The following is a 22,271-nucleotide window of genomic DNA, read 5'->3' on the forward strand; positions in this document are numbered from 1 at the left end:
TCAATAAAATAAAACGGCATCTCTGCCGTAATTTTCCAAAACTTCAGTTATCTTCGCCCAAATTGCTTGAATAAAATCGCTTTAATCCTAGAAATTATAGGCTCAGCCTCAGAAACTCTCAGCAATTTCGAAGTACCAAGATATACTCCGCTCGCTAGCACTCCCATGATCACGAACTTCGGAAAAGTCGAGAAAAACCTCTGATCGCTACCAAGAAGCGGCCAAATCGAAACTAACAAATAACTCGCAACAGCCGTAATTGCCGCCGCCAGAACCATTCGCATCACAACACCAATAAATTCCAGATCAAACAATCCATCGATTCGCTTTTTCATCAAAAAAGTCAAAATCACGATCTCAAGCACCGCCCCAATTGCTTGTGCCCAAGCCAAGCCATAAACTCCCGCACGCAAGAAAAGACTAAACGCAATCGCTAGGAAAATATTCAGTCCAATCGCCGCAACAGATACATAAAACGGCGTCCGCGTGTCTTCCATCGCGTAAAAACTTCGAGCGGCAATGTGATAGATAGATCGCGCAAAAAGCGAAATCACCAAAACGCCAAGAATCCCCGCAATCGTTTCATCACCGCCGTTCTTGATAAAACTCACAATATAACCACGGAAGAAGAAAAACATCACCGCCACCGGCAGGCTCAAAAACAAAATCATTCTCAATGCCGCCTGAAGGTCTTTTTTGAACAAATCTTTACGACCAATCGCCAATTTTTCTGTCAAATTAGGGAAAAACGCCGTCGAAATCGCCACTCCAATCAGATTAACTGGCATCATCTGGAGCGTCAAACTCTGCGAATACGCCCGCACCGCTCCCGAGCCCATTCGTGAAGCCATATTGGTTTCAACAATCGAGTTCACATAATCCAGCCCCTGATCCATCGACCGCGTTGGGAGCAATTTCAAAACCTGCTTGAATCCCTTATTCTTCCAAAAAATCTTAAAATTATAGTCAAAATCAACTCCAATCAGCCCAAAAGCCGCAACTAAAAGTTGTAAAATCGACCCAAAAGCCACGCCGAGCGCTACGCCCATAATTCCGCCCTCGAAAATCTCAAAGCCAAAAATTCTAATTCCGCCAGTAAAAAACACCGTTCCGATAATAATTCCAACATTATAAATCGCTGGCGCCAGCGCAGAAAACGTAAACCGCCCAATCGCCTGCTGAATACTTGTCAACACCGTCGCAATTGCAAACAAAAACGGATTTATCGCGATCACTCGCATCATAGACACGGCCAGCCCGCGAGAACTTTCATTCAAGCCCGGCCCAACGACATATTTTACTAAAGGCTCAGCAAAAATCATAATCAAAACAGATGTCACTAGAGTGATTAGCGCCAAAAAATTCAGCAAAGAAGAACTCAGTTGCCAGGCTGATTTTTTGTTATAATTCGCCATTCTTTGGCTAAAAACAGGTATAAAGGTCACGCTTAAGGCGCCAGAAACAAGTATAAAGAACATAAAATCAGGAATTGTAAAGGCTACCGTATAAGCGTCAATCCCCTCAGGATAAGAATCAAGATAGTAAGAATTCAAAAGCCTGTCTCGCAAAAAGCCAAGCAGACTAGAGAGAAGCGTCGAACTAGCAAGCACAATCGCGGCGAACTTGACCGTTAGCCGCGAATTTGCTTTCGAAAAAATCGATTTGACTTTTGACATATTAGTTGTGTAGTTGCGCCTCTTTTGGCAGTTTAGCGTCTTTCAAAATCTCTTTAACTTCTTCTTCGTCGATAGTTTCTTTCTCGAGAAGCGCCTGCGTTAGAGCCTCGAGAGGTTTTTTATTTGCTCGCAAAATCGCTTGGGCACGAGCGACGGCCTCTTTAATAAGAGCGGCGACTTCGGCGTCGATTTTTTCAGCAGTTTTTTCAGAGAATGGCCTCTCGCGAGTCATTCGATCAAAGAACATTCCGCCCTCTTCTTCATGGAAAACTTGGTCCCGAAGTTCAACACCCATTCCGTAGTCGGAAATCATACTTCGAGCAATGTTAGTTGCTGATCGCAAGTCACTTGAAGCGCCCGTCGAAATTCCGCTCTCGCCGTAAATCATCATCTCGGCCATTCGACCACCCATCGCACGAGCGAGAACATCCTTATATTCAAAAATATTAGTGTAGGATTTATCCTCTGGTGGCAAGAACCAAGTCACACCACCGGTTCGACCACGAGGTATAATCGTCACCTTATGAACAGGGTCAGAGTCTGGCAAAACATGGCCAACAACGGCGTGGCCAGCCTCGTGGTAGGCGGTAATTTCGCGGTCAAGATCAGACATAACTTTAGACTTACGCTCTGGACCAATAGCCACCTTCTCAAAGGCTTCTGTCAAATCTTTATTGGTGATTTTTTCACGCCCCGCGCGAGCAGCAAGAATTGCCGCCTCGTTAGCCATATTGGCGAGGTCCGCACCTGCCGAACCTGCAGTTTTCTTCGCCAAAGAGTTAAGATCAAGGTTTTCGACAGCGGGCTTGTTCTTGAAATGAACTTTTAAGATCGCCAAACGATCCTTTCGCTCAGGAAGAGAAATTTCAACACGGCGGTCAAATCGACCCGGGCGAAGAAGCGCTGGATCGAGAACGTCCACGCGGTTGGTTGCGGCCAAGACGATCACGCCGGTGTCTTTTTCGAAACCGTCCATTTCGACCAAAATTTGGTTCAAAGTCTGCTCACGCTCATCGTGTCCGCCGCCCATTCCAGATCCACGCTTACGACCCACGGCGTCAATTTCATCAATGAAGATAATCGAAGGCGCATTCTTTTTAGCCTTAGAGAACAAATCTCGAACTCGGCTCGCACCGACACCAACAAACATTTCCATAAATTCAGAACCAGAAATCGAGAAGAAAGGCACCTTAGCCTCGCCCGCAACCGCTCGCGCAAGCATAGTTTTACCGGTTCCAGGATGGCCAACCATCAAAACACCGCTTGGGATTTTAGCACCCATCTTCTGGTATTTTTTAGGGTCTTTCAAGAAATCAACCACTTCGAAAAGGTCCTGCTTGGCGTTCTCGTTGCCCGCAATATCTTCGAATTTAATTTTCTTTTTATCTTCACCATAAAGTTTTGCGCGAGATTTGCCAAAATTCATCGCCTGAGAATCTCGACCGCCTGCCTGACGCATCATAAAAGTAAAGAACGCAATAATCGCCACTGTTGGCAGAAGCATCACCGCCAAGTTCCACCACATATCGCTGGATGTGTCAATAGGTTTGACGTCGACTTCCGTTTTACCCTTTTCAAGACCTTGCTCGTAGATTGTTCCGCTCTCCTTGACAGATCGCTCAGTTGGCTTTTTCTCGCCTTTTGGTGTAATTTTTACATCATTTCCTTGAATTTCGATTTTGGCAATTTCACCCTTATTAGCGCGAGAAATCACACTCGAAATAGCAACATCCTTCAACTTTGGTGAAAATCCACCATTCGCCAAATTAAAAAGCAAAATTCCACCAAAAATCATCACCCAAAAAGCCACATTTCCGGCACGCTTGATTGTTTTTTTCTTCTTATCGTTCTTCATTTCATCCTTTCTCAGTCTTACAGTTCTTACCATTTTATCACTTTTTTTGAAAATTTTCAATCTTCGAAGTAGAAAAATTCTTTTTCGAAGTAGACATTTCGCCCGCCAATAATTTGTGTTGATTTTTTAGGTAAATATGTTCTTATTTTATGAAGAAAATCCTGCGTTTGACGTTGAAGTGGAATCTCCCCAGACGCACGGAAGATAATTTCGCGCAATATTTCAAAACAAACTTTATTGTCATTTTGAACAAAAAACTTACGACAAATCCGCCCTTTATCATCGCAAATTTTGGTAATAATATCATCTGTAATTTGCGAGATTTCTTGCGAGATTTGGACTTGACGAGCGTGAAGCGCAGCGATTTCTTGATGTGCGTCAAAATCAGAATTTTCAAGCCTTACCCGCAGTTGATTTCGAAAGTATTTCTGCTCGGCGTTGGTGGCATCTTCAACCCATTTTATGCCATTTTTCAAACAAAAGTCAATGATTTCGGATTTTCGAAAATTCAAAAGTGGACGCTCGATGTCAGAAGAATTCAGCACCGCCAAACCGCGCCAGCCAGTCCCCCGAGAAATATTGAGCGCAACTGTTTCAACCAAATCATCCAGATGATGCGCTGTAAAAATCACAGCGTTTTCTCGGTCCGCTAACTCTCGTAGAAAGGCATATCGAGCGCTTCGGGCCTGCGCCTCGCTTGCCTGGGCGCCGAGATTTCCGTGAGTAAATTCAAACCGCAAGCCCTTGGATTCTGCTAAATTTTGAACAAACTTCAAATCCCCAAGACTTTCTTCTCCTCTAATCCCGTGCTCGAAGTGCGCGACAATGAGATGTCTCTTCGACCATTCTTCGCCCCACTTCTTAATCAAAAATTCAAGCAAAAAAACACTATCAACTCCGCCAGAAACCGCCACGATTGCCTTTTTCATAAAACTATTTTACTTGAAATTCTTGAAAAACGCAAAAAAGTGTGTTAAAATACCTTGGTATGGTAGCGTAGCTCAGTTGGTTAGAGCGTAGGACTCATAAGCCTAAGGTCGCAGGTTCAATCCCCGCCGCTACTACCAGAGATTATTTTAACGAAAATCGCGTTTCGGGGCGCGGTTTTTTGTTGGGTTGAGTTAAGCTTGACTTTTTACGATATATGTACTATAACAAAACCAGGTTAGTCGTCCAGCCAGAACAGTATAAAAGAGTTAGAGAATTCTCCTTTCGAAAAGAGATTTCATTCTTGCGAAGAGTTTCGAAGATTGTTCGAAGTTGCTCGCAGGGATGAAAATTCTTGACGTAACAACCGGCGGGCTTTAAGCACAGGAGAAAAACATGAAACTAAAAGTAGTAGAACAAATCAAAGAGATCGACGAAAGACTCAGCCAGGACTTAACTCCAATGGAGAGGAGTAACCTGGAACTTACCAGAAAGGCACTCCATATGGATCAGGATTCTCAGATAACTTATAGTGAAAATGGTGTTGTGAAATACTCCAACGACCCCGATATACTCGCCTAACTCTTTTTACCCCTTCGATATTCTTCTTCGAAGGGGTTTTCTTTTTCCCTTTTTTTCGAAACAAAATAAAATCCGCCAAGCGATTCTGAGCGGATTGACTTTTCAGAAAAATATTAGATAAAATCCTCGTAATCGTCAAAGGTAGAAATTCTTGCTTCGATGAAATTTCGAAGTTCTTTTTTAGTGCGGTGTCGATCCCAAGTTGCCATTTTTTCGTGTTTTGCCATTTATTTTTCCTTTTTGTTTTGATTAATATTACTGTTTTATAATAGCATAAATATCAATTAAAGTCAATAGTATTCTAACAAAATCTTCAAAATGTTTGTGTTTTTTGGCCGAATATAGTATAATTTTTATAACGATTATGGATATTTTTACGGTGTTTTTGGTAATAATTTTGGCCGCAGGCGTTCAGGCGAGTTTTCAACTGAGCGTGAGTATTTTTACCCTGATTAGTGGTCATAAAATCAGCCAGAGGCTACCACACCGCAAAATTATGAAGTTGTCAACCGCAATGGTATTGGGCGTTTTTATCACTAATATCTTGCTGTTTTCTGCACTGGCGTTTTGGATGAGTGGCCTGAGCAACATTTTTGCCAGCAATTTTAAAGCCTTTTGGGCTGGCGCTATTGGACTTCTCGCTGGAGTGTCTGTGGCAAGTTGGATCTTTTACTATAAAAAGGGTAAAAATACCGGCACCGAAATCTGGCTACCACGCAACTTTGCTCATTATTTGAGCCAAAAAACTAAGACTTCCGAGCATTCAGCAGAGGCGTTTTCTCTTGGAGCGGGGAGCGTTTTGGCGGAGATTTTGTTTATTTTTCCACTGCTATTTTCAGCCGTTTTGGCTACAACGATGGTGAGCACGGCGTGGCAATTTGTGGCGCTTACCACCTACGTTTTCATCGCCAATTTTCCGCTTTTTGTAGTGTATTGTTTGATTTCTGGCGGGCATAACTTGAGTCAAATACAGATATGGCGAGAGCAAAATCAGCGATTTTTGAAATTATTCGCAAGTCTTGGGGCAATTTTACTCAGTGTAATAATTTGGGCCGGGTTTTTAGGGGTTTCAAAATGAGAACAGTGGTAAAAAAATCTGGTCAGATCGAAGAATTTTCTCTTAAAAAGTTAGAAAAAAGTCTTCATGAAACCTTTAATATAGTTAAATTACCAGATGGAGAATTGGAGACATTAACAAAAAAGATTCTAGCAGAATTCCAACTTTGGCAAAGCGACAAGCCAGAAATCACCACCGCCGACATCAGGAGAAAAATCACCCAAATTACAGAAAAAATTCACCCAGAAGCAAGTTATATATATGATAATTTCAAAAAAATTTTATAAGGAGAAAGAATGAAAAAAGCAAAATTCGACTTCGATTTAATCGTTATCGGTACGGGCGCAGGCGGTAGCGCAGCGGCAATTCTGGCGGCAAAAAACGGGCTGAGAGTTGCTGTAGTTGAGAAGGATCTGCTTGGCGGAGAAAGCCCAAATTACGGCGAGATCCCAAATCGGGCGATTTTTCATACCGCTAAGGTGTTTTTTGAAGCGCAAAAAGCCAGCAAAACCGGCCTTCGAACTTCTGGACTAGGCTTCAATTTCCCCGCACTTCTATCTTGGCGGGATCTGGCTATTAAGCGCACTGGCGCACACGATAACCTTGACTTCTATGAAAAATCTGGTATAAAAACAATTCGCGGAAATGCCCGATTCATCAATCCGCACGAAATTACAGTTAATCAAAAACACTTCTCGAGTAAAAACTTCTTAATCGCAACTGGCACAGAATTCAAAATTCCAAACATCATAAATATTAAAAATGTCAAATTTTTCACACCTAAAACTATTTTTGAGACAACTCGTCCGCCTAAAAGCATCTTCATAATCGGCGGAGGTAGCGAGGCTGTAGAGATTGCGCAGATTTTGGCGATTTTTGGCACAAAAGTCTATTTGAGCGAAGTTTCGAGCAGAATCTTACCAAAAGAAGATGAAGAAATTGGCATAGCCCTAGAAAATGCAATGATTGACGAGATGAAAATCGCAGTTCTGACCAACACGCGCGTAGTCGCAGTTGAGGCAGACAGAATGGGTAAAAAAGTTATTTTTCAGCGTGGCGGGGAAGAAAAATTCGTCCGAGTCGACGAAATCTTGGTGGCGGATGGACGATTGGCCAACACCGACATCGGCCTCGAGAATGCTAATGTTGAATATGACGAAAGTGGAATTATCGTCGATAATCTTCTTCAAACTTCTAGCAAGCATATCTTTGCAAGTGGGGCAGTAATTTCTGGCGGTGCTTCGACCACAGAAGCACTGATTCAGAGTCGAGTGGCCGCGCACAATATCTTAAAGCCTCGGCAGAAAATTTCACCAGAAGTTGAATTCTCGCCAAGAATAACAAACTCATTCCCAGAGGTGGCGAGTGTTGGTCTGAGCGAAGATGATTGTATCAAACGAGATTTACGCGTAAAAACCGCAATCGCACCGCTAAATCTCATCGCAAGAAGCAATACAGAGAATTTTTCACACGGATTCGTAAAGTTAATTTGCGACAACAAGGGGAGAATTTTAGGCGGAAGCATTGTCGCGCCAGAGGCATCAAGTCTGATTGGGGAAATCGCATTGGCAGCCAAAATGGGTATGAATGCCCACGATTTAGCCACTCTGCCGCACGCATTTCAATCTTGGAGTGAAGCAATCCGCGTTTGTGCCAATAGAATAAGGTAAAACCTTCGATCTTAACTCGAAGGTTTACTTTGAAATTTTCTTCATTCAAAAGAAAAACCCTCTCGCACGGGGTTCTTCGGAAAATAATTTCTTGGTTGCGGGAGTAGGATTTGAACCTACGACCTCTTGGTTATGAGCCAAGCGAGCTGACCAGGCTGCTCCATCCCGCGATACAACTTTAATTATATCACCCGCGCAAAATAAAGTCAATAACTTTTTTAATTTTGTATCTTTTTAGCGCTTCCGCCAAATAAGAAGTTCATCCACTCAGCAAAATTACTGCGCTTTTTTGGTGGAGTTGTCTTGGCTTTGTCTTCTTCTTCATAATCAGGCAAGATTAAAACATGCTCGCCCTCATTGACAAGACCCAACTTCTCACGGGCGGACAATTCTTGATATTCAGCCGATTTAAGATAATTCTGCTCAAATTGAAGAGTCTGCTGTTCGATTTCTGCGATACGAGCGTCACGCTTTTTAATCTCAAGTTCTTGCTGAAGAAGGTGATTTTGCCCCATCGCCGAAATACTTCCCCAAGCCCAAAAAATTGCCACCGCAACAGCCATCATAACCATGAGATTATTAGTAGTCAAAACACCGTTACGGATTTTATAGTTAATCCGCCGTAATTGAGTCTTCATTTCGATTAAGTTTAATTTCACCCTTTAATTTTATCACAAAATTTGTTATAATGGAAGCGTGGGGGGTTAGCTCAGCGGTTAGAGCAGTCGTCTCATACACGATTGGTCGCAGGTTCGAACCCTGCACCCCCTACCAATCCTTTCTAAATAAATCCCAGACTAAACTCTGGTATTTTTATATAAAATTAAACCCGCACCTCCCGATGCGGGTTTTTCTAAATATCAAACAAATCGTTAAGATTTTCCGCCATTGTTGGATGGGTAAATATCTGCCGAGCGATATTTTTACCGGGAATTTGATTGTCTATGGCCATCGCAACAAGATTTATTAACTCGTGAGCGGATTCGCCAAGAAAATTAGCGCCTAAAATCAGCCCAGTATCAGCATCAACCACTGCCTTAAAAATCCCTCGCAAATCGCCATTAACGTGACCGCGCGGCATAGCCGCAACAGGAATTGACTTAGATATAGTATTGTGTCCGAGATCTTTTGCAGATTTTTCAGTCAAACCAACCCGCGCTAAAGGTGGATCGATGAACACAACCGAGGGTATTGATTGCCTATGAGAAAGAGAGTATTGGCCATTTCCAAGCAAGTAATCAGCAACAATTCGATAGTCATCTAGAGAAATATAAGTAAATTGCGGCCCGCCATTAACATCACCGACAGCAAAAACTCCTTCAACAGACGTCTCAAGATATTGATTAGTTAATATCTCCCCTCTATCACCAAGATTAATATTTGTGTTTTCAAGCCTAAGATTGGAAGTTCTAGGTTTTCTACCTACGGCGTAGAGAACGGAGTCAAACTCAATCACTTCTCCATCAACATCAATCAAAACTTTGCCCGCTTCATCATTTGAAATCCGAGAAATATTAGTATTAAATTTAAACTTAATCCCAAGATCTTCGAGATATTTTTTCGCAAAGTCCGCAACTTCCGGCTCGTCATTTGGTAAAATTTTGTCAGTAGTTTCAAAAATCGTCACCTCAGAACCAAGTTTATTGTAAAGTCTGGCAAACTCTAGGCCAATATTACCAGCACCAATAATTGCCAAATGATCTGGTAAATTATCAAGATTTTGAATCTCGGTGCTATCGAATACATTCTTGGTAGTTTTAACGCCAGCAATTTGCGGAATTACCGCCTCGGAGCCAGTATTAATAACAATATTTTCTGCCGTAAGGATAATTTCATCATCCTGAGCACTAACTTTAATCACCTTATCTTCAATAAATTCCGCACGACCCGCAATAATGTCTACAAGATTATCGAGATTTTCAAAGTTCTTATTTCGAAGTCGACCAACCACAGCCGTCTTGTCTGCCATTGCCTGCTCAAAGTTGAGATTCTTCTCAGCGGCGTTAATCAGCGTTTTGGTTGGAATACAACCAATATTGATACAAGTTCCGCCATACATCTGGGGATTTTGTTCAATCAGGGCAACTTTTTTGCCAATTTTGGCGAATTTTGCCGCCAAAGTTTTGCCAGCCTTACCAAAGCCGATCACAATCAAATCGTAAGTTTTCATTTTTCCTTTCAAAATAAAACGAGACCCGAGATTTCTCAAGCCTCGCTAGTTAAAATTATTAGTCTTTCTTGCGTGAAACTGTCAAGAAGCCGTTGCGTGGGTTTTCTTTAACAATTCGGTCTGCTGGAAGATCGCAAGGCTCACCTTTGTCGTTCTTTTCTTTTTTAGCGAAGAAATAAATAGTTTGCGCTTTTCCGCCGCGAAGAGAAACTTCTGATTTATGTAGGAAATATTTTACACCCTTTGAATTTGTCTGACTGTATGCCATTTTTATCCTTTCATTACTACTGTTAGTGTATCTTCATTTTACACCTTAAAAACACTAGTGTCAAGAGTTTTGATACTTTTTAAGCATAAATTTCAAAATTAAAGTGGAAATCATCTTAAAAACTATCGCCAAAACTATCAAAATCGCCACCAAAGTCATCCAACCCGCAAGATCTGGCGTCCAGATTGGGGAGATAAAATTATACTCATAGAGTTCTTTTGGTCGAAATTTAGGCTGGGCGTCAACACCTTCTCGAGGCGATAGTTTTTCTAACTCTCTAGTCCAGCACTCAAAATACGGCCTAGAATATCGCGTCCGCGCATCAAATTGCGGGTCACAGATCTCGGACACTTTTTTATGGACATTTTCCCCTTGGCGAAGATTCGACACGCGAGAAATTTCCGACTGCGCATCCTTCTCATAGATCTTCACAAGAGAGATCAATCCCGTATTAGCGTTCATATGTCGAGCAGAAAATTCTTTCAAGATAAGCAAATTTTCGCGAGCCTTTTCTTCATCCAGAGCCGCATCTGCCGCTATAACCGCATCCAAGCGCCTGAGCATCTGCGTGTTGTTCATTCGCCAAGCCGTCGCCACAACCGCCAAAACCAAACAAAGCAATATAAACAATTGCCAGTTTTTTAGTCCCGCCAGCCATTTGAGGCGTTTTTTTAACTTTTTCTTATCCACCCTTTCCTCTTATGTTTATTTTATCATATTTCGAAATTTTTTACAAATTCTGCTTAATCTTCTCCGCCAAATTCTCGCCAACAATTTTTGAAATTTCACTCTTTTGAGCAAGTCGAATTTTGGCCACCGAGCCGAATTCTTTAAGTAATTTTGCGCGCGTTTTTGGCCCTATTCCAGCAATTTGCTCAAGTTGATTTTTAACTTGACTTTTATCTCTAATTGTTGTGTGGTAGTTGATCGCAAAACGGTGAGCCTCATCTCTAATTCGCTGAAAAAGTTTGACTAAATCACCAAATTTCGAAGAATTTTCGCCCAATAGATTGCGCGCGTGACCTTGAGAATGTGACTGCGAATGAAGTTTGACGATAAAAAACTCACCTTCTCGTCGCACTGAAACTCCCGACTTTTCCCCCAAATTATTCTCAAACCAAGCCAAATTTACGCCAGATTTTTGCGCGTGAATAATCAATTCTTCATCACGCTTAGCAATCCCTACTACTGTAATATGCGGCGGAATTTCTTCAAAGGCAGCGGAAAGTTGCCCCTTACCGCCATCAACAATCACCAAATCAGGCTTGCCCCACTTTTCATGCTTTTTAGAAAATCTCCGCGAAAGAACTTCACGCATATTAGCAGTATCGTCGTTACCGCCCAACTTCATTTTGAATTTTCGATATTCGCGTTTATCCGCCAAGCCATTAGTAAAAACCACCATCGAAGCCACCACATTTCTACCACCTAAATGAGAAATGTCAAATGCTTCGATCCTGCGTGGGGCATTTTCGAGCGAAAGAATATCGACCAGTTGTGACAAAGCGTGATCCTTAGAGATGTCAAGAAATTCCTCGCGTGAAAATATCGGCTGGCGAGCAAGTTCTGCCAGATTTCGAAGTTGATTGCGCTTCTTGGCGGCTGCTTCGAAATTGTGCTCGAGCGCAAGTTGACGCATTTCGAAGTCAATTTCTGCCTGAATTTTCTGCCCTTCACCGCGCAAATATCGCGCCAATTTTCGCAAATTCTTTTTATACTCACGCCGAGCGTCTTCAAACTGGGCCGCATTTTTATCAAAATTCTCCAGAGCAGGAGTTAATCCAATCTGATAATTAAGATTATTAGGCGTAGGCAAATAAGGTTTTTCATAAAAAGGAAACGACTTTCTTAATGTCCGAACGGCTTTTTTAACAGAATTAGCACTATAAAACGGGCCAAAATATTCTGCGCCATCATCAGATGGATTTTTGGTAAAAGTCACACTCGGAATCTCATCTGTAAAGCCAATCCTTACAAAAGTAACAGATTTATCATCACGGAGCAAAATATTATATTGCGGCTTATATCTCTTGATCATCTCCTGCTCAAGAAAAAGCGCATCAATCTCGCTCTGCGTCTCAATCCAATCCGTATCACAAATTTCCGCCACGAGCGCACGGGTTTTACTGTCGTGTTGCGCTGAAGCGTGAAAATACTGCCGCACTCGATTCTTAAGACTGGCAGCCTTTCCAACATAAATTATCTCATCATTTTGGTTTTTATGAAAATAAACGCCCGCGGAATTGGGAAGGTTTTTCAATTTCGAAGCGATGACTGTATTCATATTATAATATTATAACATTTTTCTTGAGTTTTATCAAAAATAGACCAATAAATATCAAAAGTCAAGAATATTGGCATAATTCAATCTGTTATGTCAAAAATATTGGCAAGAAAATTATAAAATTTCAAGCAAACTTGGTGGTTGAAATATTGGAAACTTACTATAATTGAAGTATAATAAACTTAATATGAAAGGACAAACTATGTTTAGTCAAAATTTAAGAAAACTACGCGAAAGTAAAAATTTATCGCAAGAACAATTCGCTGATAAAATTGGCGTTTCAAGACAATCAGTATCGGCATGGGAGAGCGGAAAATCTTCTCCAGAAATAGAAAAAGCAAGTCAAATTGCAAAATTTTTCTCAATAAGCATAGACCAACTTGTGGGAGAAGTTTACGACAATAATCAGACCGGAAAACTAGATAAAAAAGAATATGAGAATTCTTACAGCCAAATCGCTAAAGTTCGATCAGTGGGAATCTTGATACTATTCTTGGGGTTGGCGGCAGCCGCATATCTGTCTGATCTCAAATTTAGAACAGGTCTTACTACAGCACAGATGCCCAACTTTAGCATTTGGAGCGGAATAACTCTTATGATATCTCTTGCTATATCCGTTCCTTTACTAACATTCGCAGGGAACCTAGATAAATTGGCTAACGACAAATTAGTTAAATCTGGCGCAAAAATTGAAGAAACTTTCAGCGATAAAGAAATCGAAATCGCAGATAAGAATAAAAATCTTGGAGCGATTATTCTAGCATCCTTAGCTTTCTTGGCTATCGCCGCTCACCAAATCATCACGATCTCTGGTTCACCAGAAAATCTAGCCAATGCAACATTCATGATTCTTCTTGGAATTGGCGTCACAGCTTCAACTTATGGTAATTCTACCTTCGCCAAAATCCAAAATTTTGAAGATAACAGCCCATTCAATAAGTAAACCGACAATAAAATCGGACTCTTTGCCGCAATCTTGATGATGAGCGTCACAGTTGTGTATTTGATTCTCGGATTCAGTATTAATGCGTGGGATTCCGCAAAGTTTATTTATCCAATCTCTGGAATACTCATCGGAATTTATGCAATAATCATCAAAAACATCAAAAAATAATTTTACGCCAAAAGCAAAATCTCTCGTTAAGCCAGCGAGAGATTTATTTTGCTTGAAACTTACTTTCTTGAAACAGCAGCGGAATTTTCTAGCAACTTTTGGAAGAAAATTGTCTGCGCGGATGACACATTCTGCTTCTTTCCAGCCCATTTTTTGAGCGAATCATCTTGTAAAGCCCTCGCAAAAGAGAATGTCAAAGGAAACTTTAATCGAGATTTTTTAACAATCTCAGCCAAATTTTGTGTCGCGCGCTGACTATCTTGACCGCCAGAAAGGAAAATCACGCCAGCAATATCATCCGGAACCGCTCGCTCGAGCATTTCCAAAGTTGAACTCGCCACTTCTTGTGCGCTAGACTGGAGCGGATTATCTCGCCCAGCAAGCACCATATTGACCTTCAGTACAACCGCCGAGATATCAACTTGGAACAATCTCAACTCTTCAAAAAGCGCCTTCAAGACTTGTTCAGTAACATTTTTACACTCAGAAATTGAATGATTTCCAGAGAAAATCACTTCCGGCTCAACAATCGGCACAATACCAGCAATCTGACACATCTTAGCGTATCTCGCCAAAGTCTGAACATTTACCGCAATTGACGCAGGCGATGGCAGATTTTTTTCTTTATCAATCTTAAATGCTACGCGCCATTTAGCAAAGTTTAAGCCTAATTTAGCATACTTATCCAATTTTTCTGCTAAATTGTCAAGTCCAGCAGAGATTGTCTCGCCATCAAATCCCTCCAGATCTCGCAAGCCTTCATCCAACTTAACTCCAACCAAAATCCCGCGATTTTTCAAATTTTCCAAGAAAGACTCGCCATTATCAGATTTCTGCTCAACCGTTTCTTCTGCTAAAATCACTCCGTTGAGATATTTTTCAATCTCAGGTGTAGTCAAAAACATTTCACGATAGGCTCGTCGATTTTCAGTAGAATCATCAACTCCGACTTCAGCAAACTTCTTAGCGATACTTCCACCGCTCTCATCCGCCGCAAAAATACCTTTACCTGAGCCCAGCATTTTTTGGGCCACCTCGCGCAAGATTTCTTCCCGGGATGGCTCTTCAGAGATAACTTGGAGACGCTCTTCTTTGTTCTGGAGCAAAATTTGCTTAGCTAAAAACGGCTTCAAGATAGCGTTAAAATCTGAATTTTCAGCGATAGTGACAGCCGTTTCAAGACTCTCACGCAAAATATTTCCATTCAGAATTTCACCAATGAATGACGCCCGAAAGATCGACTTCTGATAAAATGAATTTAATTGGAATTTTGTTGTAATTTTTATAACTTCCCTATCGCGCACAGCGTAGATTTCTTCTCCATTCTCAATCAGAGAGATTTCTACTCCCAAATCACGCAGGCTTTTACCCACAGTCTCAACGCTACTATAATCTATTAAATCACCTAAAATCGGCTTCTTGACATCAACAAAAACAACTCGCGCGCGGGGTAAAAATTCACGCAAAACTTCAACGTTAAAATCTTCCAAGGAAAAAATTAAACGAATTTCCGGATGATTTTTAAGATAATTTTTGAATGCCGCCAAATAATTCTTTGACAAAATATTGTCTGCAATATAAACCGTTTCTGGCACAAAAATCGGCGCAACCCAGTTCAACTTCTTGGGCGAATTGGACAAAATAACACTTCTCGCTCCGTGCGAAACAATATAGCGATACAAAACTGGATAGTTTTCTTTTTCGAAGTTAAAGGTAGTCAAGCCCCGCGGATTTATATTAGAAAAACTCTTGATGTGCGCCGCCTGAAAGATTTTTTCGCTCAAAATTACACCGCCCAAAATACCCGCTCGCCTCTTATACTCAAGCGTAGAGTCGTCAAAAGTCAAGTCATAATGAAAAACATTCTGCTTGTCTTTATAAACTTGTCGTTGATTGATGTCTAAAAAACTATCTTTTGTCGCGTTGCCAATTGAGAGAATTGTCGGTTCCATTGCCTACCCTTTTATTTTAATATAGTGCTTTCGCTTAATTATATCACGAATTTCGACACCTTTCAACCCCTTGACGGCACCAAATAAAAATGATAAAATATGATAACGACTTTTTTATAAAAACTATAAAATCAAAGGAGATTATGTCAAAAAATAAGAAAGAAAGCGTCATCGCCGAGACGCTTAAAATTTATTGGCGCGCCACAAAAAAATATAAATTTCACGCTTTAGCAGTAGCAATATTGATTCCGTTGGGGATTATTTTGAACGCTTATGTTTCGCCATTGATTGTGGCGCAAGTCATCAACAAATTACAGGCGGGGGTTCCACAAGACCAGTTATGGCAGGTATTTTCTCCTTTAATTTTTGCTGGAGCCGGTATTTATATCTTCTCTGAACTTTTTGTTTGGCGAGCCGGAATCTGGATTTTATGGAAAATGCAGATGCGAATTTATCATGACCTTTACGAAGAGGCCTTCGAAAAAATGGTCAATCAGTCGATGTCATTCCATGCACAAAAAATGAGCGGATCGATGGTTTCCGCTGCGAGAAACTTTGCCAATTCCTACATTGGATTTTTGGATACGGCAATATTTAATATTCTTCGAATTTTGATTGGTGTTATTGCAATTGTTGTAATTTTGACACCAATTGCGCCACTTTACACTTTGGGCCTTTTCGCTCTAGCGATAATCTTTGCTATAATTTCAGCATCAGGGCTCGACAAAGTCGCCACCGCACAGAAAAAATCCACCAAAGAACACAACCGTTTGAGCGGAATTTTTACTGATGCAATCTCAAATATCCTGTCTACTAAGGCCAACTCGCGCGAAAGTCAGGAACTTAAAAACATCAAAGATCAAGGCGCGAAGGCTTTCTCTGCAGAGATGAATTTTGCTAAAAAGGTGACACTTCGAGATTTAGGATTCGGGTCAGTTTTGGCAACAGGAAACCTTTTGATTTTGTTGGTGGCGGTTTTTGGCCAATTTTGGTTTGGTATTTCTCTCGGAACGCTGATCTTGATGATGGATTACTCGCAAAGGCTTCTATCTCAACTCTGGGACATCAACAGGATTATCCGCGGAATTTCTAAAGCGTTTGGTGACGCAGATGAAATGACTCGATTGATTTCTACAGAAAATCCAATTAAAGATATAAAAGGCGCCAAGCCGCTTAAAGTCAAGGGCGGAAAAATAGAGTTCAAAGACGTGGACTTCAGACATGACGACAAGCCAACTTCACTATTTACGGACTTTAATCTCAAAATCAAGGCAGGAGAAAAAATTGGCCTTGTCGGGTCATCAGGCTCAGGAAAATCAACTTTGACCAAAATGATTTTGCGTTTTTCTGATGTTGAAAGCGGAGAAGTTTTGATCGACGAACAAAATATCAGCAAAGTCACGCAATCTTCGCTCCGAAATTCAATCTCTTATGTTCCGCAAGAATCATCACTATTCGACAGAACTATACGAGAAAATATCGCCTACGGCCGACCAGATGCTAGCGAAAAAGAGATAATTAAAGCAGCCAAACTCGCCAATGCGTGGGACTTTATTAAAGATCTGCCAGATGGCTTAGAAACTACCGTTGGCGAGCGCGGAACCAAACTTTCTGGCGGACAAAAGCAGCGCATTTCAATTGCGCGAGCAATCTTGAAAAATTCACCAATTCTCATCTTGGATGAGGCAACCTCGGCGCTAGACACAGAAAGTGAAAAATTAATCCAAGACGCTCTCGAGAACTTGATGAAGAACCGCACCAGTATCGTGATAGCTCATCGCCTCTCCACCATTCAACAGATGGACAGAATCATCGTTATCGAGGATGGAGAGATCGTAGAGCAAGGCTCGCATAAAGAACTTCTTAAACTCGACGCGCAATACGCCAAACTGTGGAAGATACAGTCAGGAGAAGCATAGTTAAAAGACCCCGCCAAAGGGTCTTTTAATTATATAGTACACATTAAGACTATTTAGCATCGCACTGGCCAGATTCACCCAAATTATTCTTTAAATGCGTGACATAAAAATTCTTACAAAGAGGCGTATTGCCTTCTTGTTGAACAGCGAAATCTGGAAGAGGGAGGTCGTTGCCCGCCATCTCAAGCCTACTCTCAACCCTACGGAATTGATCGTTAGCGCGACCAGTGCTATCTACAATAGGCTGAACACCGTCGAAATCTATGACTTTATCATCTTTCATCAATTCAATCTTGAATTCTGCCTGTTTATATAAAGGCGTAAGTCTTAAATACGACTCCACTTTTGCAGAATTTATGTCAGACCCTATCACAACCTCCAAGCTACAAGCGTAAACTGAATTAAAATTATTATTACAGACAACTGGCGTAACTTGGTTGGTTATATTCGACCCACTTCTTTTATTATTAGGAAGTTTTACCCTAGTAAAAGAAGATACTGAAGAGCCTATAGGATAATAAATCTGCTCATCTATACCATGTCCGTCATCAGAGAAGTTGGTGTTTAAATCATCTAAGGAGCCTCCGTTTCTATATCCATAAAATTGTGCTTTTATCACCGCAGGCCGATTACCCCAATCACCAACTTTTTTTAGTCTAGGGGACGGGGTAGAATCAAGTGTGATTGCTTCATTATTACTGCCGTTACGCTTAGTATGCCAGCTAATCCTTACTTTATTGAATGGAGAAACGCCCCTAAGAGGTATCGTCCTCGCCTGGTCATTGCTGGTCTCACCCAAAAAATCTGGCGAATTCTTCTTTATTTTAAGGCAAGTGTATGCTTGGTTTAAGTCACTGCCTCCACCAGAAGAACTCTGGATTTGCGTCTCTCCAGAAGTAGCACCAACAAATCCACCCAAAGCATTACAGCTATCTAATGATTTAGATAAAGCATCGCTTATCTTTTTACAATTAGCACTATCTCTATTTGCTATAGAGCAATCCCTATAATACCTATCCATAAAACGCTTAGCGTCCTCAACCCCCGCCTGAGCGGAGTCGTACGAGGATTGAGAAAGGTCTTGAGTGCTTGCCATCTGCTGGTCCCGCACTTGGAGTCTCAAGAAACTAGCGGTTATTAAGGCTATAAGCGTGGTGGTAACAACGACAATAAACATCGAAACACCACCCCTCATAAAATCTTTTTTCGAAAATTCCATAACTCTCCTTAATACCTCACTGGCAATTCTTTAGTGTATGTGGTCTTTAGTATATTTCTTCCGCCACCTAGCCTCTGAGACCAGAAATACATGTCCGGTCTTTGGTTGTATATCTCGGCAGGTTGACCAGTTTTATTATCTCCGCCCGTGCGATATGATTTTAGATCATTGGTTAGTATGGCTCCGTTTATAATCAAAGGTTTGCTACACTCTGAGTTATTGACAATTGTTATATCATCTTTAAAGTCTTTCGCGCAAGTAACAACTTTATCCGCGATCAGTATAGCATCTATCTTTTCGACATACTTATCAATATAGATATTCTTGGCTATAACTATTGTCTGGTGACCTAATTTTTGGTAGTGTTGGTTACCTTGAATATATAAATTATCAGCGTAAATAACCCTAGTATCCATGGCATTTATCATTATATAATCATATAGTCTTTGGTTGCCTTTATATTCTAGAATGAAAGTTTTTCCGAAAGTACCGTCACCAGACCCCTTAGGGAATCTTGATTCTATTGCCTGCCTGATTCTTTGGTTAGAACTTCTGCTATTAGGGCTAAACTCCCCAACAGTTGATCCATCATTAGAAAATGTTAAGCTGTTGCTATTATGAGAGCTTGCGGAAGTGAATCGCAATATTTTAGAATTGGATATGGCTTCATACTCAACCCAAGAGCCAAATTGAGTATTCTTGTATCGGCTCTTATTGGTTACGATACCAGATTGAGAATAAACACCATTATTCCATATTGCCATATGTGGCTTTTTAACTGCTATGGCGCAGATAGGTCGAGAGTGGCGCCAAGCAGTCTTGCTAGATTGCTGCGCTGAGTTCTCATTACCCAACATCTGATAAGGCGATACCGATAGCGCAACGCAATATCTTGTACCAACATGCGCATCCTCTGGCATCTCTGGAAGAGGATTGTTGAACTTCTGACTCGTCCTTGAGAATTCACCTGTCTCAGCGACACCACAATCAGCGATATTAGCACCTGCAAAGGCTTTACTGTAAACAGAGCAGGTGTTTTCTGTGTTTTCTGTAGACTCATTATTAGGTGTTTTGATGTTCTCGTAATTATGAGGAACTTTCCAGCGAGTGATTTTATACCTACTGCCTCCACGGACAGGCTTGTCGCCACCGCCAGTTAGCTTTGGTGTGAGGTTGATTGTTTCAGTAGGCTCTGCGGGAATATCGTCAGCACCACAATTATATGACGTTCCGCCAACCGTAGCATCAACGCAAGGCTTGATTTCATATTCATAAGGAACATAGAAGCATTTCCCCTGAGATTGGCCAGAGCCATTTTGATCCCTGCTTGGGTTTCTTGTAATTACATGGGTTGGAGAATTTCCGATAACTGTGCCTTTTTTATACGAATACTCAAGCTTCCAATTGTATGAGATATTCTCACAGATAGTTTTACCCATATCCGCATCTCTGGCGGTGTATGCCGTTACACGCACATTATTCTTGAGACCTGCAGAGTCGCCCTGAACAACAATATCACCAGAGGCTCTATTGCCTAGACCTATGTTAGATTTACCTGTTTGCCTAGATGAAGCGTGTCGGTTATTTTGATTCCATCCAATATAGAATTTGGAGAAATTACTGGAGAAATTACCCCTTACAGTGTGCTTGAAGTTAATCGTCTGGCCAGATTTAACGATAATATTGCCATTGTTGCTCCAGTTGGAATCTGTGGATTTTTTGATTTGGGTAGTAGCAGATGATGAGGCGGAGATGGTGTCCTCTTCGGATGGTGGGGGTGGGGGAACCTGATCCACATAAACGTCAATATTAAGATTGGCACCGTTAATTCCAGGAAACCAGTTTATGCCAGAGGGGTCGCCTAGGTTAGTTATCACACCTCTACCGTCAGAAATATTTCCGTGTCCATTTTTTGTACTATAATTAGCGTCCCAATGAGCTCTTGTCCCAACACCAGCAAACTGACTACTCCAGCGACTTCCTCTTAAATTATAGCTGAAACTCCCACTCTTTCCTCCCCCTACAGAGAAGTATACGGCAGGGTTACCGACAAAACAATTAGCGTATAATTGAGCTTGCCCAGAGGCGTTAGATTTATCTGTCATATTTTTCCTGCATGTAATATTCCCTGCTGCGTCTTGAGGTGGTATACCTACTTGGTCTGCATGGACAGAAACCCCGGATAAGGGCTTATGCGTCTTAGAATCTCTAAAAGTAAAGTTTATTCCTATAACATGGGTCGCTAATGAACCTCTCGCAACACTAATATAATTATTAGCCAAACTCCAATCACCGGCACAACCATCCTGTGCGTTAACTTGCGTAGCATAGGTATTATTAAATAAATCAAACGAAAAAAGTGCAGTATCTTTTAAAAAACGTTTTTTTATGTCAACCAAAAAATCGGACCAATCAGAAAACTCACCCTCTTCCTGATCGAGTCTGTAAATACCCATCTCTCCATTAGCTCTAACGACAGTCGATTGTGTAAAATCGCCCTTTTTCTTAAAATAATCATGAAACTGATCTTTATTCTTAGCTCTATCTCTTAAAAACATTGGGACTAAATCGTAATTATCATTAGAATCGTCTCCGCTAATAAACGTATTAAAGGCTGGAGATTCTCCACGGAAATCGTAGGTGTCAGTATTCGGAAACCTACTCTTGACATATTCAGATATTTCCTTAGAAGACTTATTGCTCCTAAAAAGAGGTAATATACTACCATTAAAAATAGACTCTATTTCGCTAAATTTATCTATATCTAAATTTGCATACATATACGTGACACTAAAATAACGTCTATGCCTAATAACGCAATTAATCAATCTACTTTTTAAATAATCTATCTTAATTGCAGTTTTTTGATATTCTTTAAGATCCCTATATTCACTAATATCCAAATTTCTATATTCGGAAATATATTTATCTGATAAATCTATACCAACATTGCATTTTTTTGCGTAAAATTTTAATCCAGCTAGCAATATCAAGTCATCCTCTGCTTTTTCTCTAGCGCTCTTGCCCTCTAATATCAATTTATTGTCTTTGTCTTTATCTATAAATTCTTGTATATCTTTGGAGTTAGTCAAGATATCTGCACTTTTTATAACAGTATCTCCAATATTAATATCCCCACTATCAATAAGATTATTTAGTAAAAAGATGATTCCAAAAGCTGAAGCCACCGCTAAAATTGCCACACCCAAAAAAATAGCTATCTTACGAACTTTTTTGATTTGGCGATTAGATTTTTTATCATCTAATTCAAGCATATAATTCTCCCATAAATTAAATAAACCTACATTCATATTTAATCATAAACATTATAAAAAATCAATAAAAAACCCTCTGCAAAAAGCAAAGGGTTGGAGAATAGTTGATAGATGAGGATTATTATTGGCGGCGCTTAAATGAAATAAGTCCGCCGAGTGATGTAATAGCAACGCCTAAAAAGCCAAGCAATGAGTTAGTCTCGCCGGTATTAGGAAGGACCTTCTTATTACTATTACTTGTGTTTTGAGTCGCTGGATCTTGTGGTGCCGGTTTTGGATCAGCGGGTGCTGGATCTTGTGGTG

Annotated in this window: 18 protein-coding genes and 3 tRNA genes; 8 read left to right on the forward strand and 13 right to left on the reverse strand. The window is 40.8% G+C overall.

The annotated features are described in order from the left end of the window. Positions 1-47 precede the first annotated feature (47 nt). The 3 genes from murJ to tilS are packed head-to-tail and all read right to left on the reverse strand — an operon-like array spanning position 48 to position 4,460. Entirely contained in the window at positions 48-1,676 is a 1,629-nt protein-coding gene (murJ, locus tag Q4A21_03020; protein MDO4902494.1) for a murein biosynthesis integral membrane protein MurJ, read from the reverse strand. A gap of 1 nt (position 1,677) precedes the next feature. Beyond that, positions 1,678-3,531: an ATP-dependent zinc metalloprotease FtsH gene (gene ftsH / locus Q4A21_03025; protein ID MDO4902495.1), complete on the reverse strand. Its 1,854-nt coding sequence runs from the start codon at positions 3,529-3,531 to the stop codon at positions 1,678-1,680. A 56-nt stretch (positions 3,532-3,587) separates the two neighbouring features. Further along, complete coding sequence (gene tilS / locus Q4A21_03030) at positions 3,588-4,460, reverse strand: tRNA lysidine(34) synthetase TilS (GenBank protein ID MDO4902496.1); 873 nt, start codon at positions 4,458-4,460, stop codon at positions 3,588-3,590. A 61-nt stretch (positions 4,461-4,521) separates the two neighbouring features. Here tilS and Q4A21_03035 point away from each other — a divergent pair. The 5 genes from Q4A21_03035 (at position 4,522) to Q4A21_03055 (ending at position 7,767) form a co-directional block, all read left to right on the forward strand. Next, positions 4,522-4,598: transfer RNA gene (locus tag Q4A21_03035), tRNA-Met, on the forward strand. A gap of 256 nt (positions 4,599-4,854) precedes the next feature. After that, positions 4,855-5,040: a hypothetical protein gene (locus Q4A21_03040; protein MDO4902497.1), complete on the forward strand. Its 186-nt coding sequence runs from the start codon at positions 4,855-4,857 to the stop codon at positions 5,038-5,040. Positions 5,041-5,404: 364 nt separating this feature from the next. Beyond that, entirely contained in the window at positions 5,405-6,118 is a 714-nt protein-coding gene (locus tag Q4A21_03045; GenBank protein MDO4902498.1) for a hypothetical protein, read from the forward strand. Then, entirely contained in the window at positions 6,115-6,384 is a 270-nt protein-coding gene (locus Q4A21_03050; GenBank protein ID MDO4902499.1) for a hypothetical protein, read from the forward strand. Before Q4A21_03045 ends, Q4A21_03050 begins: the two co-directional genes overlap by 4 nt. 9 nt (positions 6,385-6,393) lie before the next feature. Further along, positions 6,394-7,767 (forward strand): NAD(P)/FAD-dependent oxidoreductase, encoded by a 1,374-nt coding sequence (locus Q4A21_03055; protein MDO4902500.1) that lies wholly within the window; start codon positions 6,394-6,396, stop codon positions 7,765-7,767. Between the two features lie 92 nt (positions 7,768-7,859). Here the strand turns inward: Q4A21_03055 and Q4A21_03060 are convergent. Both Q4A21_03060 and Q4A21_03065 read right to left on the reverse strand, forming a co-directional pair. Then, a tRNA-Met gene (locus tag Q4A21_03060) sits at positions 7,860-7,937 on the reverse strand. Between the two features lie 48 nt (positions 7,938-7,985). Then, positions 7,986-8,405, reverse strand: coding sequence for a hypothetical protein (locus Q4A21_03065; protein ID MDO4902501.1), 420 nt, complete (start codon positions 8,403-8,405; stop codon positions 7,986-7,988). Between the two features lie 60 nt (positions 8,406-8,465). On the opposite strand from Q4A21_03065, the gene Q4A21_03070 reads away from it, so the two are divergent. Then, positions 8,466-8,541, forward strand: a tRNA-Ile gene (locus Q4A21_03070). 79 nt (positions 8,542-8,620) lie between these two features. On the opposite strand, the gene Q4A21_03075 is transcribed toward Q4A21_03070, so the two are convergent. From Q4A21_03075 to Q4A21_03090, 4 genes are read right to left on the reverse strand one after another with little or no spacing between them, the layout of a single operon-like run. After that, entirely contained in the window at positions 8,621-9,937 is a 1,317-nt protein-coding gene (locus tag Q4A21_03075) for an FAD-containing oxidoreductase (protein ID MDO4902502.1), read from the reverse strand. A 58-nt stretch (positions 9,938-9,995) separates the two neighbouring features. After that, positions 9,996-10,205 carry a hypothetical protein gene (locus tag Q4A21_03080; protein MDO4902503.1) on the reverse strand — a complete coding sequence of 70 codons (210 nt, stop codon included), beginning with the start codon at positions 10,203-10,205 and terminating at the stop codon, positions 9,996-9,998. Positions 10,206-10,265: 60 nt separating this feature from the next. Next, the gene (locus Q4A21_03085) at positions 10,266-10,895 is read right to left on the reverse strand and encodes a hypothetical protein (protein MDO4902504.1); all 630 of its coding nucleotides are present in this window, start codon (positions 10,893-10,895) and stop codon (positions 10,266-10,268) included. A 40-nt stretch (positions 10,896-10,935) separates the two neighbouring features. After that, positions 10,936-12,489 carry an excinuclease ABC subunit UvrC gene (locus Q4A21_03090; GenBank protein MDO4902505.1) on the reverse strand — a complete coding sequence of 518 codons (1,554 nt, stop codon included), beginning with the start codon at positions 12,487-12,489 and terminating at the stop codon, positions 10,936-10,938. Between the two features lie 202 nt (positions 12,490-12,691). On the opposite strand from Q4A21_03090, the gene Q4A21_03095 reads away from it, so the two are divergent. Continuing rightward, positions 12,692-13,432, forward strand: coding sequence for a helix-turn-helix transcriptional regulator (locus tag Q4A21_03095; protein MDO4902506.1), 741 nt, complete (start codon positions 12,692-12,694; stop codon positions 13,430-13,432). 230 nt (positions 13,433-13,662) lie between these two features. On the opposite strand, the gene Q4A21_03100 is transcribed toward Q4A21_03095, so the two are convergent. Next, a complete protein-coding gene (locus Q4A21_03100; protein ID MDO4902507.1) occupies positions 13,663-15,555 on the reverse strand; it encodes a fructose-bisphosphate aldolase class I in 1,893 nt (630 codons plus the stop codon). Positions 15,556-15,698: 143 nt separating this feature from the next. Between Q4A21_03100 and Q4A21_03105 the strand changes: the two genes are divergently transcribed. Beyond that, on the forward strand, positions 15,699-17,474 hold the full coding sequence (locus Q4A21_03105; protein ID MDO4902508.1) for an ABC transporter ATP-binding protein: 1,776 nt from the start codon (positions 15,699-15,701) through the stop codon (positions 17,472-17,474). 49 nt (positions 17,475-17,523) lie between these two features. On the opposite strand, the gene Q4A21_03110 is transcribed toward Q4A21_03105, so the two are convergent. The 3 genes from Q4A21_03110 to Q4A21_03120 all read right to left on the reverse strand — a co-directional run. Then, positions 17,524-18,693 (reverse strand): hypothetical protein, encoded by a 1,170-nt coding sequence (locus tag Q4A21_03110; protein MDO4902509.1) that lies wholly within the window; start codon positions 18,691-18,693, stop codon positions 17,524-17,526. A gap of 8 nt (positions 18,694-18,701) precedes the next feature. After that, entirely contained in the window at positions 18,702-21,968 is a 3,267-nt protein-coding gene (locus Q4A21_03115) for a hypothetical protein (protein MDO4902510.1), read from the reverse strand. A 121-nt stretch (positions 21,969-22,089) separates the two neighbouring features. Then, positions 22,090-22,271: LPXTG cell wall anchor domain-containing protein (locus tag Q4A21_03120; GenBank protein ID MDO4902511.1), on the reverse strand; the 182-nt coding region annotated here is incomplete at its 5' end.

It is taken from the genome of bacterium, from assembly GCA_030530825.1.
In the GTDB taxonomy this organism is placed as follows: Bacteria; Patescibacteriota; Saccharimonadia; order Saccharimonadales; family Saccharimonadaceae; genus Nanogingivalis.